Origin of the sequence: Oceanispirochaeta sp. M1 (assembly GCF_003346715.1) — a bacterium.
GTDB lineage: Bacteria > Spirochaetota > Spirochaetia > DSM-2461 > DSM-2461 > Oceanispirochaeta.
On sequence record NZ_QQPQ01000014.1, the window covers coordinates 41,005 to 57,582 of the forward strand.

Consider the following 16,578-nt stretch of genomic DNA (forward strand, 5'->3'; position numbering starts at 1 on the left):
GTTGGTGGAATTTATGTAAATTAAAGACTCCCATCCTGGAGTAACTATAAGAAGAATATGGCTGAGAAGGGCTGACCTGGTCTAAAAGTGGTCCTTGTTTAAAACCTGATCAATAAGTAAATCTACAGCCTCTTTGCCCTGTACGGGCAGGGCTTTTTTAACTAGAAGGATGGTCAGTCCATGAATGAGGCACCAGGGCTGCAGGGCCTCACCCGGTATGGTCTGCATCTGCTCAATACAGGTCGGATCTTCGGGGATATCTAAATCAATGTCTTTCTCTTTTGTTATGGGAAGCACAGCCATAAGATATGTCATAAAGGAAGACTCATCATCCGGCCCATGCTCATGCTCTCCAGTAACCATTTCCTGTAGTTCGGGACTGAGAAAAAGAAGATCAAGATAATCAGGATTCTCCAGAAAAAAATAGACATAGGCTTTTCCCATGGCATTCAACTTTTCTTCAGCTGAGCCTTCGGTAGAAGCAAGCCCTTCCTTCAGTGCAGTATTGAACTTATTCTGTATCTCCCCGGCGATGGCCAGGATCAGTTCTTCTTTACTGGAAAAATGTCTATAGGGTGATGTATGTGAGACATTGCAGCGCCTTGCCAGTTTCCTCAGGGAAAAGTTCTTAATACCCTCTTCACTCAGAAGTTTTAATCCTTCATCAAGAAGTTGTTGTTTCAGGTTTCCATGATGGTATTCGCTCATAATGAATCAAAATATAACAAATTTATGTTGACAGTGTAAACATGATAGGATATGTTTTCTATGTTGACACTGTAAACATTGGCTTATGACCAAGAAGTATTAAGGTAGGAATAATGAAACTTACAATAATTCATGACAGCCCTGATAAACAGGGACAGCATATTCTCAGCTATCTGGAAGAGAAGAGCAGAGGGAATGAGCAGGTCCATTTTATTGATCTTCAAAAGGCCGATATGGAACCCTGTATCGGCTGCTTCAACTGCTGGCTCAAGACACCGGGACTCTGTATTTTTAAAGATGATGCAGTGGACATTCTGAAAGAGGAGATCAACAGTGATCGTGTGATGTATCTCGGACCTGTTACATGGGGCAGCTATAGTCCCGCTCTCAAAATACTGCAGGATCGTTCCCTTGGCAGAGTGCTTCCTTTTTTTGTTACCCATAAAGGAGAGACTCATCATCCCCACCGTTATGAAAAGAGTGCTATCCCATACATAGCCGGATATGGTGAGAGTATCGATTCGGATGAAGAGGACATATTCAGAATTACCGGCGCGAATTTGAACGACAATATCCACAAAGGGGATATGAATACTCTGATTATCAGATCAGAAGAAGACTATTCTCTCTTTGATAATTTTTTTGGAGACCCATCATGAAAAAAATCCTCTATATAAACGGAAGTCCCCGGGGTGAGAAGGGAAGTTCTTCCCCCCTCATTCTCAAAGATATCGCCGCCTACCTTAAAGATGAAGGGATCAGAAAAGAGGATGCAAAGGTCTTTACGATTCCACGGAGCATCAAGGAAAATACAAAATCTATTCTGGAAACCATGGATGATGCTGATATCTGGATCATTGCATTACCCCTTTATGTAGATGTACTTCCCGGGCATCTTACCTGGTGGCTTCGGGAGTATCAGAACCATAGAATGTCTCAGGAAAATAGAAAGAATATCAGAGTTTACGGCATTGTTAACTGTGGATTCCCCGAGGCAATTCAGAATGCTGATGCTCTGAGAGTCCTGGAGATCTTCTGCAGAAAGAGTGAGCTGGAATGGCGCTTCGGTATAGGAATCGGGATGGGTGAACCTTATAAAGAGATGCGCGCCATTCCTCTCCGATCCTGGATGAAAAGTGAAATCCTTGCTTCCTACAAGGCACTTGGTAATGATATACACCGGGACGAAGCAGCTCCGGACAGCAACTATTTTGTCCAGGTAAAATATCCCCGTTTTCTCTATCGGCTTCAGGGTGCTTTTGGATGGATCATCAGATCCAGAAGAAACGGGGTGAGCCGGAAGGCGATGTATGCCCGGCCTCTGCTGGAGAGTTGAACTGTGAAGACAGGAGTTAGCTAATCTGACCCCTGTTAATCAAATTCCGCCCGAGGTTAAGACATTCTTTTGCTGCTTCCTCTTCCAGAATATAGCTGATGCCGTCATCAGCAAAAAATGTTGACGGCTCCCTTGGCTCTCCTATTTTCTGAATCTCCACGGCAACAGACCAGCGCCCCTGCCTGGTCACACGGGGCTTTGCCGTGAGTCTGAACAGTCTGTACTCTTCAGTAATCATGAAAGAGCAAACTCCACAGCACTGCGGGCATGAACTTCTGTGGTGTCGTACAATTTGATATCCGTATCTTCCTGAGAAACGAGTGTCCCGATTTCTGTACAACCCAGGATGACAGCCTCTGCACCGCGGTTCCTGAGCTCTTCCATTATTCTGTAATACTCAGTTGCCGAGCTGCTCCGGATGTCTCCCAGACAAAGCTCCTGATAGATCACATCATGCACCAGATTTCTATCATTCTCTTCAGGAACAAGTACATCCAGTCCGAACTTCTCGGTCAGACGTCCCTTGTAGAATTCCTGCTCCATTGTAAAGGCTGTTCCCAGGAGTCCGACCCTCTGTACACCATCTTTCAACAGGGCTTGTGCAGTGGCATCGGCAATATGCAGGAGGGGTATGGAGAGGGCTTCTTCAATACCGGGAGCAACCTTATGCATTGTATTTGTACAGATTAGAATTCCCTCTGCTCCGGCTTTCTCCAGACTGAGGGACGCTTCTTTCAGGATCTTTTCGCAGCCATCCCAATCTCCCTGATGCTGTAGTTTTTCAATGGGATCAAAATCGACACTGTAGAGGATCAGTTCTGCGGAGTGCAGGCCGCCCAGTTCCTTTCTGATACCCTCATTGATGAGTCGGTAATAATGTTGTGTACTCTCCCAGCTCATGCCGCCAAGGAGCCCTATTTTTTTCATTTGCTTTCCTTTAGCTCTCTGCTGCTATTTTCTCTTATGATGAAAATGAAGTTAATCGAATCCTGGAGAAGAGAGATATTTCCTGACCCCAATCCAAAGCAGGCCTCGGGCACATTGTTCCAGAGGCTGAATTTCGATCCCTTTCATCCTTTGTTCCAATGCATTAAGGTCAAATCCTTCTTTGAGGATAAAACTGCTGTTTGACACAATGGCTTTTTCCGGACAGTTGTAGATACAGCGCATACATAGAATGCAGCTTCTGTTAAATACAGCCCTGGCATTCTCTATCTTAATATTTTCTCCTGGACAGTTCATGGCGCAGAGACCACAGCCGCTGCATCCTTCGTCTGCTATCAATCTACTACCGGCATACCGGGCCCCCTTCTTTTCAGCAGCGGAAATCATCTTTTGTAAAAGTCCCAGTCTTGATTTTGAACGATGATAGTGTTCTTTCTGAATATCTCTGATCAGAACTTCAATTTTTTGTGGAAGAATATTGAGGAGCCGCATATTCATATGGTCACTCCCCGGGACTAAGAAGTTGCAGGGCATGATCAACATGGCCTCATGAAGTACCGCCCCGCCTTTATTTTCTATCTTCTTTATCAGAGGACTGCGGCAGCCTGTATTAGGCCACATCTCTCCTCCGCCTGATACTGAAACAACAACAATATTACAGTCCTTGAAGGAAGTTTTTTCTACCCATTCTTTCAGGACCGCAGGAGCCTCAAACGCATAGACCGGGAAGAGAATAATGATATTCTTTCCTGTGGGAACAGGCATTGCCGGAATATCCCTTTGTTTCCTTCCGGGAGCTATTCCCAGACAGTCTACATCCATTCTGTTTTCTTTCATCTGTCTTAGAATCTCAAGTGCTGCTCTGCGTGTTCCGCCGGTGCCGCTGAAAAAAACAATTGTCCACTGATTCTCTGAATTATCATTCCCCATAATTTAGATTCTACTATACACTGGATGGGAGGTCTAATTGAAAATTACCGATCATGCAGCCCATACAGAAAAACTCTACAATCTGAGAGCCGAAGATATCCATAAATGGATAGACGGTTATTTTGATAGAGAAGGCTTTGATGATTTTCTCAGGTCCGGAAATAGGGATGGCTACAATCCCTATGAACACAGACAGTTCCGGCATTGCCGGGAAGCCCTCCCCGAATTGCTGCGGGAGTTTTCTCATCTCTACACTGTAGATCAGATTACTAAGGTCTTTGAATGTCATATTAAAGATGATTATGACAACTATATTCCCTCCCGTGAGGATTTTACCAGCGGTACATTTTCAGAGAAATATCATGAGTCGGAAGCTAAAGAAACAATCCTCACAGCCCGAGAGCTGAGCCGTTACTTCAAGGGACTCTACTACGGCAGAAACAGACAGGAGAAATCCGGGACTGGATTCCGTTTTCGAATAGTTCTGCCCGCGGTTGTATCACTCCTTCTTTTCATATTAACAGTTTTCCTGCTTATTCTTCCCCTGTTCCATGACAGTTTGATGAAAGAGAAAAAACTGATGATCAGAGAGATCTCATCCGTAGCCGTCAGTGTGCTGGATTATTATATCTCCCTGGAGAAAAGCGGGGAGATGGATATGGAAACTGCCCAGCTGGCAGCCGCCGCTGAAATCAGGAAGCTGCGCTATGGAGCGGAACATGACAACTATTTCTGGATAAGCGATGAAACACCTGTGATGATTGTCCATCCATGGCGCTCTGACCTGGAGGGACAGAACCTCTCTGACTACAGGGATACAATGAATAAGAGCGGCAAGAAACTCTTTGTCCGCTCTGTGGCCCTTGTCAAGGACGAGGGGGGAGGATTTCTTGAATACCTCTGGCAGCTGGAGGAGGGGAGCCAGCAGGTTGTATCCAAACTCTCATTCGTTCAGGGAGTCCCTCATTGGAACTGGATTATCGGTACGGGTATCTATGTTCATGATGTGGAGCTGGAGATAGCCCGACTTTCCCGCAAGCTCATTCTGGTCATAGCTGTGATCTCTGCTCTTATGGTTCTTATCGTCCTATACATGGTTATGCAGAGCCGCTCTATTGAGCAGAACAGAAAAGAGGCTGAATCAGGTCTTGTGGAAGCCAAAGAGCGTTACCGGGCTCTCGTGGAAGCCTCTAACGAGGGGTACATCCTGATACTCCATGGAGAGAAAGTGTTCACCAATCCCACCTTCCAGAGAATGACGGGCTATGGCGATAAAGATCTGCAGGATAATGATTTTTTCATTGGACTCTTCCCCTCTTCCCCGGGAAATGAACAACTGCAGAATCATCTTGATAATCTTCTTCTGGAGAATCCTGATAATGATGAATTTGAAGCCACCCTCCGCTGCCGGTCGGGCTCTCTTCTTGATGTCGTCATTCGGATCTCCCGCATCTTCTTAAGCGAAGAAAACGGCCATATTATCTCCTTCACAACTGTCAGCCGTGATCCCATTTCGCTGTTTACAGAATCCAGGCCCCTGGAAGATCCTGTCTTATTCCTTCAGGAAGTCCGCAGCAGTGAGAATCCAGCCACTGTCATCCGCATACTCAATCAGCTGCCTCAGATTATCCGCTCTCTTCTGGCCTCAAAAACCTCATCCTCCCATATCCGCCGCTTTATTACTGATCTTTATGACTGTTCAGTTTCCAGAATCATTGAACTCTCTATGGATGATTCTCCCCCTGTCCCCTTTGCATTTCTGTCTCTGGGAAGCAGCGGTCGTCAGGAGATGACTCTCTTCTCGGATCAGGACAATGCCCTTGTCTTCGATTCTAATTCCACAGGAGATCAGCTTGAAAAAGAGCGGCTCTATTTTCTTAAACTGGCAGACAGAATCTGCAGCCGCCTCAATCAGGCCGGCTTTCCCTACTGCCCCGGAGGCATCATGGCTGTTAACCCTGCCCATTGCCTCAGTCTCAAGGAGTGGAATGAGCGTTATAAAATCTGGTTTTCCCAGGCCGACAGTATCTCTCTGCTGGATCTCCATGTCTTCTTTGACATGTCCTGCGCCTGGGGAGAAGAACGCCTTGTAAACGAGCTAAAGGACAGCATCGAATCCTTTTCGGAGGGGCAGGAGGAATTTTTTGCCCACTTTGCCCGTAACTGCCTACAGTACAAATCACCTCTCAATACTCTGGGACAGCTCCGCAGCAGTGAAAGGGATGGAAGGGTGGTCATCAATATCAAGGATTGTCTTATCCCCCTCATCAACTTTGCCCGGCTTTATGCTTTGAAAAATGGAATTCGTGAAGTTTCGACAATCAGACGTCTGGCCATCCTCAATGAAAAAGGCATTCTTAATTCAAAGAGCCATGAAGAGATGATAGCAGCCTTTGAGCATCTGTGGCAGTTCCGATTTTCCAATCAGATTCTATCTCACGGTGAACTTCGCAAGGTAAACGATGACATGGCCTTAAAGAGTGTTTCTCCGGAAAATAGAAAGGCATTGCACAAAGCCCTTACGGTCATCAGTGCGGCCCAGTCCCGCCTCAGCTATGACTTTCTTGGAATGGATATAAGGTAGTTCCCTCATTCAGCAAAACCCCGGACAAGGCGGGACCGTGCTGCTCCGACCGGATACTCGGCCCAAAAATGCTCATGATTGCATTCTGTATTGTCCGATATGCTCAATTCTTGATAATAGATTATTGTAATGGCTGCCCTTCCAATAGAGCTTATTACAGGTAGTGCAGTAATTATATTCTTTACACCATTCCTTCACCCCGGGAGGGATTCGGGATTCCAATTGCTTATATTCCAGGCTGTCTGTGGGAAGCTTCTCAATAGTACCGTTGCAGGAGATACATCTGGAAAAAGGCTGTATCTCATCCCATAAATCCAGACGTACCAGTACTTCCAGAAGCTGAAGAACGGGTTGATCACTTCGAATAATCATCCCCCACTGTACTATTTTTCTCATAAAGAGCTGCCTGTCACGGCTTAAGAGTATTCTATGTTCATTGGATGATATTTCAGCCAGCTCAGGATCATCTCTCCGGGTAGAGTAATCTGTATCAAAACCCAGTAAGCGGAGATCCCTGGCCAGTTTTCCCAGATGGACATCCAGAACAAAGCGATTATTTCTCAGAGAATAATCTCTCAGGAGGGATGTATGACTGATATTGAATCTTTCAAACATAGGATAAACACTGATCCTGTCTCTATCCTTCACATCATAGTCAAAGGAGACGGGTTCACTGTTGACTAGAATCATATCCACTTCCACATGGGGGACACCAAAGCTTTCGATCAGATCTTTAATGGATCTCTTTCCTTTGAAAGAGAATAGGAGATCCTCTTTCAGGGGGATCTTTTTTAGAAAATAATTCAGCTCTTCATAAAAGCGGATTGTGATTGTTTTCTTCTCTGCCATCTCACTGATAAATAATAAGGAAAGAATAACTCTGTTGCCAGGAAGCAAATAAAAATTCTGTAAAACAGATTGACCAGGCATTGCTCCAGAACTAAATCTTAATTAAAGTAATATCAGGAGGTGTAATCTGCATGACCTCTTTAGACCGTCTTCTCAACCATCTGAAGATTCAGGGTGTGCTCAATAATCCCTCAATAGAAAATGCCTTCTCAGTGGTGGACAGGGCCGATTTTGTCCTGCCGGATCAAGCCGGCAGTGCCTATGAGGACAACCCTCTACCCATAGGATTTTCTCAGACTATCAGTCAGCCCTACACCGTAGCCATAATGCTCGATCTCCTGGACCTTCAACCCGGTCAATCTGTTCTGGATATCGGATCGGGCTCCGGATGGACTACGGCACTGCTTGCCAAGCTGACTGGATCTGAGGGAAGGGTTCTGGGGTTGGAACGTCATCCGGAACTGGTTGATTTCGGCAGCAGAAATCTCAAGGGCTACTCCTTTCCCTGGGCTCATATTAGATGTGCATCTATGGCTTTAGGTGATCCATACCGGACATATGACCGGATACTGGTATCTGCTTCGGCCACCCATTTTCCAGTAGAATTGGTGGAGCAGATGAATCCCCTGGGAATCCTTGTTCTCCCCATTGGGCATTCCATATGGAAAATTACACGTTGTGATGAGGGGCTTGTGAAAGAAGAACTGTATGGTTTTTCATTTGTTCCCCTTATTAGTGATTAAAAATGCTTCTTAAAAAATACCGGCCTATTTAAAAAATGATCCACAGAGAAAGATACACAACTGTATCAGACCCTGTTTATATCAGTTATCTTTTCTACCGTCGGGATATTGGGTCCCTTTTACGGCTCCCGGCTCTCCTGTAATAAAATCGCTCTTTATATAGCTGAGTACTTCATCCGTTGACAGCACTTTTGCCATGGTACTGCCTACTATCTTAAGGGCAATCTCATGATTTGATGTTGCCGTTGCTACAGAATCTTCAACAACTACTACATCATAACCTCGTGAATTACCTGCATAAGCTGTGCTGAGTATACACTCATCTGTCCAGAGACCGACTAGAACTATCGTATCTACACCGGCCTGTTTCAGTTTTTCATCTAGATAGGAATTGCCGTTCTCATCAAAAGTCCAAAACATATCCAAATGCTTTCCGTGGTAGAACCATCCGTCGGAAACCTCTTTTTCTGTCGGGGCTATTTCTGATAGAGGTTTCATTCCGGGGGCCCCGTTGAAAATATATACAGCGTTCTCCGGATCTTCAGGACGAAAACCCTTAGAACCATACCATCGATCCATTGAATTTCTGATCCCGTCATCAAATGTGCGTGTCCAGGCACTCCACATTATACGGACTCCGTCACTTTTCGATTGAGCTTCTCTAAAAGCATCCACCAGTTTCTTGAGATTTGGAAGAATCTCACCAGCGTAAGGCCTGTACTCTTCCTGACAATCATCTAGTAGCAGTGCAATTCTCCTGGGCCTGTCTTTCAGGTTCCAGGAAGCCCAAAAGCTAAGGGGCTGATCATTCGGTCCCCCGGGTGTCGAGCTGTAATTTTCCATCCCTTGAACTGCCTGATCCATGTCACGATTCTTACATGGTTTCTGAAGAGCTTCTTCCAGAGTTTTTATATTTTTATCCCTGTCATACATCATTGAGTCCTTCCTCTATTATGAAGTTTAAAAAGATAGTTATTCCATTGCCCGTTGACAATCATGAATAACTCGAATTTCGGCCTAAATACTTAATTGAACAATTCTTTTTCCAGAATATCGATGCTTTCAATGCATCTCTTTATTCTTTCGGGACACCAGTCTTTGTTCATATCAAAAAAGCGCTTTTTCATATCTTCCATGAAGCCTTCTACTTTCCGGGTCCCTTTTTTTGTGAGAGATAATTCAGTTTTTCTTTTATCATCGGGGGAGCTTTCTTTTTGGATAAAACCAAGGCTTGTCAGCTTTTTAACTTCTCTACTGCTGTTGGGAAGGTTGATATTCATACAGTGACTGAGGGCACTGAGGTTTTTAGGACCTGAATAATAAAGAATCTGCAGCAGATCAAACTGAAGTGAAGTTACTTCAGCATCGCCGCCCTGTCCCTTTAAGGAGGCCTCCAGGTCATGAATCTTTGAAATGAGATTTGCTGTCCTGTTGAATAAGTCATCTTTAGTCATCATTTACTATTATTACATGAAACTTATCAAAAAACAATTATCATGAGATAATTATCAATTGACAAGTAAGTGATTTGTTATTATATTATTATCAAATGATAAGTAAAATTGTTGGAGGGAATTGAATGAATGTTCTGGTCATATATACACATCCCCATAGAAAGAGTCTCAATGGAGCTTTTCTTGAGAGAACGCTTCAGGGATTAGACCGAAATGAAAAGGTCAATGATGTGGAGGTTCTAGATTTATATAAAGAGCAATTTGATCCTCTTCTTAAATTCAATGAAGAAATGAAAAGAAGGGATATGTACAAAGACCCTTCAATGGATAAATACAGAGCACAGATTGATAAAGCCGATGTCATTGTATTTATATATCCTATCTGGTGGGGAAGACCTCCTGCCATGCTCTTAGGATATATAGACAAACTTTTTGCTTCGGGATTTGCCTATAAACAGGAACCTGGAAAGATGTTACCCGAAGGTTTATTAAGCGGGAAGAAAACTATATGCATCTCAACAATGAAGGGCCCTACTGCCTATCCCAGGTTCTTCCTTGCAAATGCTCATAAAGTACTTATGAAAAAAGCTCTTTTTAATTTTGTCGGTATAAAGAATGTGAAATTTTTTGAGTTTGGTTCTATGGAGAAAAAAGAAGGAAATCAGATAAAACATCTTGATAAGATAGAAAAATACATGTCCTCTATGGCTTCATAATTTAACAGCCTCGTGATCGTTCAAAATCCGAGGCTGTTTATCATTTGTCTATTTTAATCCATTCAAAGGATAGATGGCTGTTGTCATAATTAAATTCCAGTACTTTGATTCTTCCATAATGAGAGGCATCTGCAGTCATTATCTGGTAGGTATGGCCGGGGATTATTTCATCAGGAATCAGGTAGGGACTGTAATCGGCTTCTAAAATCTCAGCACTCTCATCCAGCTCAATCTCACCGAGATCCAGGATCATGGCATTACCTTTAAACCAGTCACCCAGTGCAGCATTGTTCATTCCTAGACCATTGGGGATGTCAAAGATAAAGTCAATTTCCATGGGAAGGCTCTCGTCATCTGCATTTGCAGAAACAAGTTCTCCTAAGCTGAAACTGAATCCCATCATTGAAGCATCAAAGTCATCCATTGTCATTATCTGTGCCGATTCTTCTGCTATCAGGGGAGAGCTCAGTATCAGGAGAACAAAAAGCATATTCAAGTATTTCATATATGTCCTTTTTTGTGAAATATTCACAAAGCATAAGAGACTGTTTATTAATAAACAAGTTTTTTATAACTTTGATTTCAACTTAAGACTTCTCTCTTATTTGAAGAAGGGACACAGGGCCTTCCGGGAAGAGTCCAGATGACTGCAGGAGCATTGTGGTTACCATATTCAGCTCCCCCGGTTCTTTGAGTCCCAGAGCCAGAAGATTCTCTGCAAATGCTAAATAAATTTTGCGGTAGGCATCAATTGAAAAAGAAGAGAGTTCCTTCTCTTTGGGGATAAAGAGGATACTGAATACTCCATCGGGGTTCAGACTTCCTGTCAGAAAGAATTCCGGATTACCATGCAGCTCTATATTGTAGTGGTAATTTCTATCTCCCTGGTTGAATTCCGGCAGTATTCCCAGATAGAGGGTCGTTTCATCTGAGGCGGCCTTGAACAGATAGCCGCCTTTTTCGGTACGTATCTTCTTGTTGTTCAATCCTTTGATCATGGATTTTGTAAGGGATCGCCCCGCCTTCTGACCATTTAGATTGATCTCTAAAAGTTTCATACCAAAAGTATAAGACTTTTTTCAGAAGGCAGGGGTAATCGGTTTATTCTTCCTTTCGAATCCTGGCATCAAGACTGAGTTTGAAGGGGATAAATACCATCAGACAGAGTATTGTTGCATAGAGCAATGTGACAAGTGAAACGGCCAGATTTGGACCTATGGATGCTCTATCTTCGAGGCTCGCAAGGACCGCCATCAGTCCTATCAGAAATCCCAGGATTCCTACTCCCATGGTATAGAGGGTGAAGCTGTGGAAATAGAGGCTGGCAGCTTTCATCAGTGATATCTCTGCCTCCGGATCAAAGACCGATTTGTAGTATCCCATACAGCGTTTGTACCTTGTTGTGAATACACTGAGAATCAACAGGAACAGTGCAATAATCAGAATACTGGGAAGATTAATAAAGAGAAATATTGAGGAACCTGAAAAAAGAACGACAAGGGTCAGTATCCCTGCAAAGAAAAGAAGATAAAAAGCATAAAGTACCTTGTTCATAATTTTACTCCTATGGTCTCCCAAAGCCTGTTTAAAGCTTCGGGGATAAAATTTCCCTGATAAGAGGGATGGATTGCTGAATTCGGGGGATATCCAGGTTTATATTACTGAAGCGCGGGTCTCCCCATGTCTGTCCCAGGAGAGTCGTCATCAAAATTATCAGAACAACACCCACACAGCGCAGTAGTGATTCAGATGGTGTATGAGTCTTCTTGAAACTTGTCTCAGAAACTATCGGGTACTCCTCTTCAAAAGGGAATGACTTGGAACGGGGGAGCGCATCGGGCCATGAATCTTTAATCGTTAATTTAAATTTTTTCATATTGAAAGCTCCTTTTTCAGTTTCTGCTTTAGAATCTTCAGGCGGTATCGGACAGTTTCGGGAGGCAGGTTCATGACCTTTGCTATCCCCCGGCCTGAGAGATTCTCATAACAGAACAGGTATAGGATCTCCCTGTCTCTGCTGTCCCGGCTTTTAATAAAATCCTGTACCGCATTCCTTGATTCATTTTGGATAAAATTGTTTTCAGGATCGGGATAGCTGCTCCTTAAATTTGTAATTTCATTATCCCCTTCAGGGAAGGTCCAGGGTTGTCTGGCCGAGCGGCGCAGCCAGTCAGTTCTGCTGCGGGATGCAATTGTATAAATCCATGTAGAAGGTGAGTACGCCGGATTGTATGTGCTTAGGGAGCGGAAGACTTTCAGCATGGTTTCCTGAACAAGATCTTCTACATCTTCTGCAGACAGGGTTCCCCTGAAATAGAGGCTGAGCCTGGGAGACCAGATTTTCCAGAGTTCCCGGACAGCTGTGTTGTCTTGGTCGGCGGCCCTCAGCATTAGACCCCGGTCTTTAATCTTCATTATTCCTCACATTAATAGTATACGAAGAGAATGAAGATTCGGGCTAAAAAAAACTGCCCCTGAGTTGTCAGGGGCAGTTCTTAATAAATCCTTAGTTCGACTTAAGTTCAGAGAGATTCGCATTGTCTTTCTGGGTCAGTAGAGAAACAACCACTAGAGTAATGAAACTCAGGGGGATGGAGATAATCCCGGGGTTATCCAGAGGGATAAACGCCTGATCGGGGTTCAGTCCGTATTTCTCAAACATACTGGGAGACATCAGTATTATACCAATGGCTGAAACCATACCAACCCCAACAGAGGAAGCAATTCCTTTGGCAGTTGTCTTCTTCCAGAACAGTAACATAATTATGGCGGGAAAGTTGGCAGACGCCGCAATGGCAAAGGCCCAACCCACGAGGAAAGATACATTCATACCCTTAAAGAGAATCCCCAGAACTATCGCCAGAGCACCCACGCCGACTGCTGCCGTTTTTCCGATGATTACTTTTTTGGTATCCGACATTTCCACATTCATATACTGACTGATAAGGTCATGGGCAACCGCACCGGAGGCCGCGACAATCAGTCCGCTCACTGTCCCCAGTACCGTTGCAAATGCAATGGCCGAGATAATGGCAAACAGAACTGTACCGAACTGCTTTGCCAGCAATGGCGCTGCCATATTGGAACTCTCAACATCCAATACACCATTAACCATGGCTCCCAGGCCGATGTAGAGGGTCAGGATATAGAAGAAACCAATAGCAACAATGGCCAGAATTGTAGACTTTCGGGCATCCCGTGGACTGGGTACTGTGTAATACCTGATAAGAACATGGGGCAGGGCTGAGGTTCCGAAGAACAGTGCCAGCATGAGTGAAACAAAATTAAGTTTGGACAGGGGAGTTGATCCCTTATCTACTTTAAATTTGAGACCGGGTCTCATTATTTCACGACCCGATGTTATTTCCTGATACCAGATGGAGACTGCATCGCCTTCAAAGTTGAAGGCGTGTTTAACAAAACGGACAATTTCACTGTTCTCTATTGTAGATAGGTATGTAAAGGGATTGAGGGGCCCGGAGGCATCTACTTCCTTGCCGTCTACTACAATTTTACTGGCATGACCTACGGGGTAGAATCTCTGCTCTTCAATGGGAGCACCATTATAGAGTTTTACACCTTCAGCAGGTTTTATAATGGTCAGAGCTTCGTAGGCTTTGCCGTCTTTTACCTTATACCAGTTGTCATAGCCGTCTTTTTCCAAACGGACAAAGTGGCCCTTATTGTCTTTGAAGTTTCCGCTGATGCTGTAGCCGGCATCCTTAACGGCGGTCACCTCATCACCGCTGACTGTCACCGACAGTTCTATAAAATCATGATAATCATCAGTGGGTTTTGTATCCAGTCCCTTTGTCAAAAGGAGAACGACCAGAACTGTAGAAAAGACAATCAGGAGTCCTCCCTTGATAAACTGCACATAGGTTGTTGATTTCATTCCTGCTGTGGCAACAATGAAGATAACAATGGAACCTACCATGATTACACCAACATAGTGGGGCAGACCCAATAAAGGAGTTACCAGAGCACCGGCTCCCACCATCTGGGGAATCAGATAGAATATAGAAACCACGAGGGTACTGATACCAGCCATAAGCTGAATACCCTTTGAGTTGAACTTGGAGTCCAGAGCATCGGTAAAGGTGTATTTTCCAAGTTTTTTCATGGGTTCGGCAACAACAAAGAGTGCCATGACCCATCCCGCCAGGTATCCTATGGAATAGAGAAACCCGTCATATCCGGAGAAGGCGATCATTCCGCAGATTCCTAAAAATGATGCAGCAGAGAGATAGTCACCCGCAAAGGCTATGCCGTTTATTTGCCACGGAATAGAACCGCCTGCAGCAAAATATCCACTGACAGAGCTGGCCTTCCTGGCCGATAGAATCGAAATTGTCAGAACAGACAATACAATGGTGAGAAAAAGAATGATGGGAAGGATCGAGGCGTTATATATCATGCGTCACCTTCCTCTTCCAGAGCAGCCAATTCATCTTCTTTTTTAGTACAAATACTGTTGTAGATCAATCCGGATATGATAGCCAGAAGGATCAGGCTGAAGCCGTAAGTCACGGCTAGATTGAGGCCGAACGCAACGGGTAAGCCCATAAGTCTAGGAACAAACGTGTTTATCAGGACGAATCCGGCATAGACGATTCCGTAGGCGATAAACATACGTACGCCTATTCTTTTTTTGAATTCCGAAGCAGGATCTTTCCCGGCTGGAGCGGCTGGTTCATGTAGCATCTAGTCTCCTTGTGATTCAAGAACATTTTTGTGCATTAATAATGATTTTGGATTTTGAAAAGAAAATAATAGTTCTCTTCTCGGGTTTGATAATAGCATGCCCTATCAGTAAATGCGAGAAAAATAAGAAGGGTGGGGAAGGAATCCGGGGAGGACTCCCCGGAATCAATTAGCAGTTTACTCTCTTATTTCAGAGCTCTTACAGGTTCATAGATATCAACAATGTGTTTCCCTTCGGGATGATCCTCGGGGTTGTTGATCATCATTTCAAAGCAGGGTCTGTCATCAGGTTCATAGCCGCTTGTGGAGAGCCATTCACCGCAGAGGAAACTCCAGGCCTCACCATATTCCGTGACATCAAGTTCAAAATGCCCTATGGCATACTTACCACCAGGGACAGTCATTATATTGATATCTCCTTCGGCTTCTGTTCCTTCAGGAACGGTAACACACACACTCAGACGCAGTTTGGTTTCATCGGTGATTTCGGGATTATCATGGTAGATACTTATACATTTTGTAGTTTCCGGATCGATTACTCCCCGTGGACCGGCCCATTGATACAGCTGGCCAAAGAGTCTTCCAAAGAGATCTGAATCTCCGGCATAAGGACCCACATGACGTATATAAGCTACTGTCATTGGCTCCACCTCTTTTACTTCTACCTTTACTTCACTCTTGTTCATTTCATACCTCCATACAGTACTGTTCTTTCTGTATTCAGTATCTCTGTAAATGAACTTGCTTTCTTTGCCGGCCTTGCTCTTCCCTTTTCTCAGGTTGCTCTGTACTTGTCTCAGATTGCTACGCCACCCGGAAGGGGATACCCCAAAATGAGACTTGAAACTCTTGGAGAAGGAGGATGCATTGGCAAAACCACATTCCAGGGCAATATTAATCACAGCTTCTCTGGGGTCAGCAGCAAGTCGGGTTGCGGCCTTTTCCAGCCTGACCCTCTGGATAAACTGAAAGAGGGTCTCTCCCATCAGGGATGCAAAGATCCTGGCAAAGTGAAAGCGGGAGAAGCATGAGACGTCTGCCAGCTCTTCCAGTGTGAGATTCTTATCCATATTATTCTCTATATAATCCAGAACCCTGTTGATCCTCTTCTGATACTCGTTCACTTAGAATCCTTTTCCATTTTGATTGACTCCAGCTGTAATTTTTTGGCATAGCAGATGCTCTCTTGAATATCACGGTAATGACCATAATTATTGATTCTTTCAAATCCTGATGAACTGTAGAGTCCTATTGCTTCTTTCAGCATGTCTCCTGTCTCCAGGATAATTCTTTCTCTTCCTAATTCCAGGGCCCATCTTTCAAGATCAGCCAGAATCCGCCGAGAGAGTCCTTTTCCCCTATGTCCCGGTAAAACATACATCCGTTTTAACTCGAAGTCTTTTTCTTCATAGGCTCTAAGGCAGGCACAGGCAAGAGCCTGATCATCATGCAATATCAGACTGACATAAACACTCTCTGGTACTATGTTCTGAGTTATATAAACATCGTCGTGATCCGATTCATAGGATCGGAGTTCTCTGTCCAGTTCTTTTATAAGAGTTAGAAATCCGTGGTGACTTCCATCTGTTCTTATCAGTTCATATTCCAT

General features: G+C 44.2%; 21 protein-coding genes. 5 read left to right on the forward strand and 16 right to left on the reverse strand.

Going from position 1 to position 16,578, the window contains the following annotated elements:
• Positions 1-81 precede the first annotated feature (81 nt).
• Entirely contained in the window at positions 82-708 is a 627-nt protein-coding gene (locus DV872_RS11675) for a TetR/AcrR family transcriptional regulator (protein WP_114630114.1), read from the reverse strand.
• 113 nt (positions 709-821) lie between these two features.
• Between DV872_RS11675 and DV872_RS11680 the strand changes: the two genes are divergently transcribed.
• Positions 822-1,367: a flavodoxin family protein gene (locus tag DV872_RS11680; protein ID WP_114630115.1), complete on the forward strand. Its 546-nt coding sequence runs from the start codon at positions 822-824 to the stop codon at positions 1,365-1,367.
• The gene (locus DV872_RS11685; protein WP_114630116.1) at positions 1,364-2,044 is read left to right on the forward strand and encodes an NAD(P)H-dependent oxidoreductase; all 681 of its coding nucleotides are present in this window, start codon (positions 1,364-1,366) and stop codon (positions 2,042-2,044) included. The genes DV872_RS11680 and DV872_RS11685 overlap by 4 nt, the downstream gene beginning before the upstream one ends.
• Positions 2,045-2,060: 16 nt before the next feature.
• Here the strand turns inward: DV872_RS11685 and DV872_RS11690 are convergent, their stop codons facing one another.
• Genes DV872_RS11690 through DV872_RS11700 form a run of 3 tightly spaced genes read right to left on the reverse strand, consistent with a single transcriptional unit; the run spans position 2,061 to position 3,919 of the window.
• Positions 2,061-2,282 (reverse strand): hypothetical protein, encoded by a 222-nt coding sequence (locus DV872_RS11690; RefSeq protein ID WP_114630117.1) that lies wholly within the window; start codon positions 2,280-2,282, stop codon positions 2,061-2,063.
• Positions 2,279-2,971 carry an aspartate/glutamate racemase family protein gene (locus DV872_RS11695; RefSeq protein WP_114630118.1) on the reverse strand — a complete coding sequence of 231 codons (693 nt, stop codon included), beginning with the start codon at positions 2,969-2,971 and terminating at the stop codon, positions 2,279-2,281. The genes DV872_RS11690 and DV872_RS11695 overlap by 4 nt, the downstream gene beginning before the upstream one ends.
• A 51-nt stretch (positions 2,972-3,022) precedes the next feature.
• Positions 3,023-3,919 (reverse strand): EFR1 family ferrodoxin, encoded by an 897-nt coding sequence (locus DV872_RS11700; protein WP_114630119.1) that lies wholly within the window; start codon positions 3,917-3,919, stop codon positions 3,023-3,025.
• Between the two features lie 37 nt (positions 3,920-3,956).
• Here DV872_RS11700 and DV872_RS11705 point away from each other — a divergent pair, with 37 nt between their 5' ends.
• Entirely contained in the window at positions 3,957-6,503 is a 2,547-nt protein-coding gene (locus tag DV872_RS11705; RefSeq protein WP_114630120.1) for a DUF294 nucleotidyltransferase-like domain-containing protein, read from the forward strand.
• Positions 6,504-6,575: 72 nt separating this feature from the next.
• Here the strand turns inward: DV872_RS11705 and DV872_RS11710 are convergent, their stop codons facing one another.
• Positions 6,576-7,352 (reverse strand): Mut7-C RNAse domain-containing protein, encoded by a 777-nt coding sequence (locus tag DV872_RS11710; RefSeq protein WP_114630213.1) that lies wholly within the window; start codon positions 7,350-7,352, stop codon positions 6,576-6,578.
• Positions 7,353-7,483: 131 nt separating this feature from the next.
• Between DV872_RS11710 and DV872_RS11715 the strand changes: the two genes are divergently transcribed.
• Positions 7,484-8,095, forward strand: a complete 612-nt coding sequence (locus DV872_RS11715; protein ID WP_114630121.1) for a protein-L-isoaspartate O-methyltransferase — start codon at positions 7,484-7,486, stop codon at positions 8,093-8,095.
• Positions 8,096-8,176: 81 nt separating this feature from the next.
• Here DV872_RS11715 and DV872_RS11720 read toward each other — a convergent pair whose 3' ends face one another.
• A complete protein-coding gene (locus DV872_RS11720) occupies positions 8,177-9,031 on the reverse strand; it encodes a cysteine hydrolase (RefSeq protein ID WP_114630122.1) in 855 nt (284 codons plus the stop codon).
• A gap of 89 nt (positions 9,032-9,120) precedes the next feature.
• Entirely contained in the window at positions 9,121-9,549 is a 429-nt protein-coding gene (locus DV872_RS11725; RefSeq protein WP_158546933.1) for a MarR family winged helix-turn-helix transcriptional regulator, read from the reverse strand.
• A gap of 125 nt (positions 9,550-9,674) precedes the next feature.
• Between DV872_RS11725 and DV872_RS11730 the strand changes: the two genes are divergently transcribed.
• On the forward strand, positions 9,675-10,265 hold the full coding sequence (locus tag DV872_RS11730) for an NAD(P)H-dependent oxidoreductase (protein ID WP_114630124.1): 591 nt from the start codon (positions 9,675-9,677) through the stop codon (positions 10,263-10,265).
• A gap of 40 nt (positions 10,266-10,305) precedes the next feature.
• On the opposite strand, the gene DV872_RS11735 is transcribed toward DV872_RS11730, so the two are convergent.
• The 9 genes from DV872_RS11735 to DV872_RS11775 form a co-directional block, all read right to left on the reverse strand.
• Positions 10,306-10,770, reverse strand: a complete 465-nt coding sequence (locus DV872_RS11735; protein ID WP_114630125.1) for a hypothetical protein — start codon at positions 10,768-10,770, stop codon at positions 10,306-10,308.
• Positions 10,771-10,852: 82 nt separating this feature from the next.
• The gene (locus DV872_RS11740) at positions 10,853-11,323 is read right to left on the reverse strand and encodes a hypothetical protein (RefSeq protein ID WP_114630126.1); all 471 of its coding nucleotides are present in this window, start codon (positions 11,321-11,323) and stop codon (positions 10,853-10,855) included.
• Between the two features lie 43 nt (positions 11,324-11,366).
• The gene (locus DV872_RS11745; protein ID WP_114630127.1) at positions 11,367-11,819 is read right to left on the reverse strand and encodes a MotA/TolQ/ExbB proton channel family protein; all 453 of its coding nucleotides are present in this window, start codon (positions 11,817-11,819) and stop codon (positions 11,367-11,369) included.
• Between the two features lie 31 nt (positions 11,820-11,850).
• Complete coding sequence (locus DV872_RS11750) at positions 11,851-12,141, reverse strand: hypothetical protein (protein ID WP_114630128.1); 291 nt, start codon at positions 12,139-12,141, stop codon at positions 11,851-11,853.
• Positions 12,138-12,680, reverse strand: coding sequence for an RNA polymerase sigma factor (locus DV872_RS11755; RefSeq protein ID WP_114630129.1), 543 nt, complete (start codon positions 12,678-12,680; stop codon positions 12,138-12,140). Before DV872_RS11755 ends, DV872_RS11750 begins: the two co-directional genes overlap by 4 nt.
• Before the next feature lie 91 nt (positions 12,681-12,771).
• Positions 12,772-14,682, reverse strand: a complete 1,911-nt coding sequence (locus tag DV872_RS11760; protein WP_114630130.1) for a cation acetate symporter — start codon at positions 14,680-14,682, stop codon at positions 12,772-12,774.
• Positions 14,679-14,969, reverse strand: a complete 291-nt coding sequence (locus DV872_RS11765; RefSeq protein ID WP_114630131.1) for a DUF485 domain-containing protein — start codon at positions 14,967-14,969, stop codon at positions 14,679-14,681. The genes DV872_RS11760 and DV872_RS11765 overlap by 4 nt, the downstream gene beginning before the upstream one ends.
• A gap of 185 nt (positions 14,970-15,154) precedes the next feature.
• Positions 15,155-16,093 (reverse strand): GyrI-like domain-containing protein, encoded by a 939-nt coding sequence (locus DV872_RS11770; RefSeq protein ID WP_114630132.1) that lies wholly within the window; start codon positions 16,091-16,093, stop codon positions 15,155-15,157.
• The gene (locus tag DV872_RS11775) at positions 16,090-16,578 is read right to left on the reverse strand and encodes a GNAT family N-acetyltransferase (protein ID WP_114630133.1); all 489 of its coding nucleotides are present in this window, start codon (positions 16,576-16,578) and stop codon (positions 16,090-16,092) included. Before DV872_RS11775 ends, DV872_RS11770 begins: the two co-directional genes overlap by 4 nt.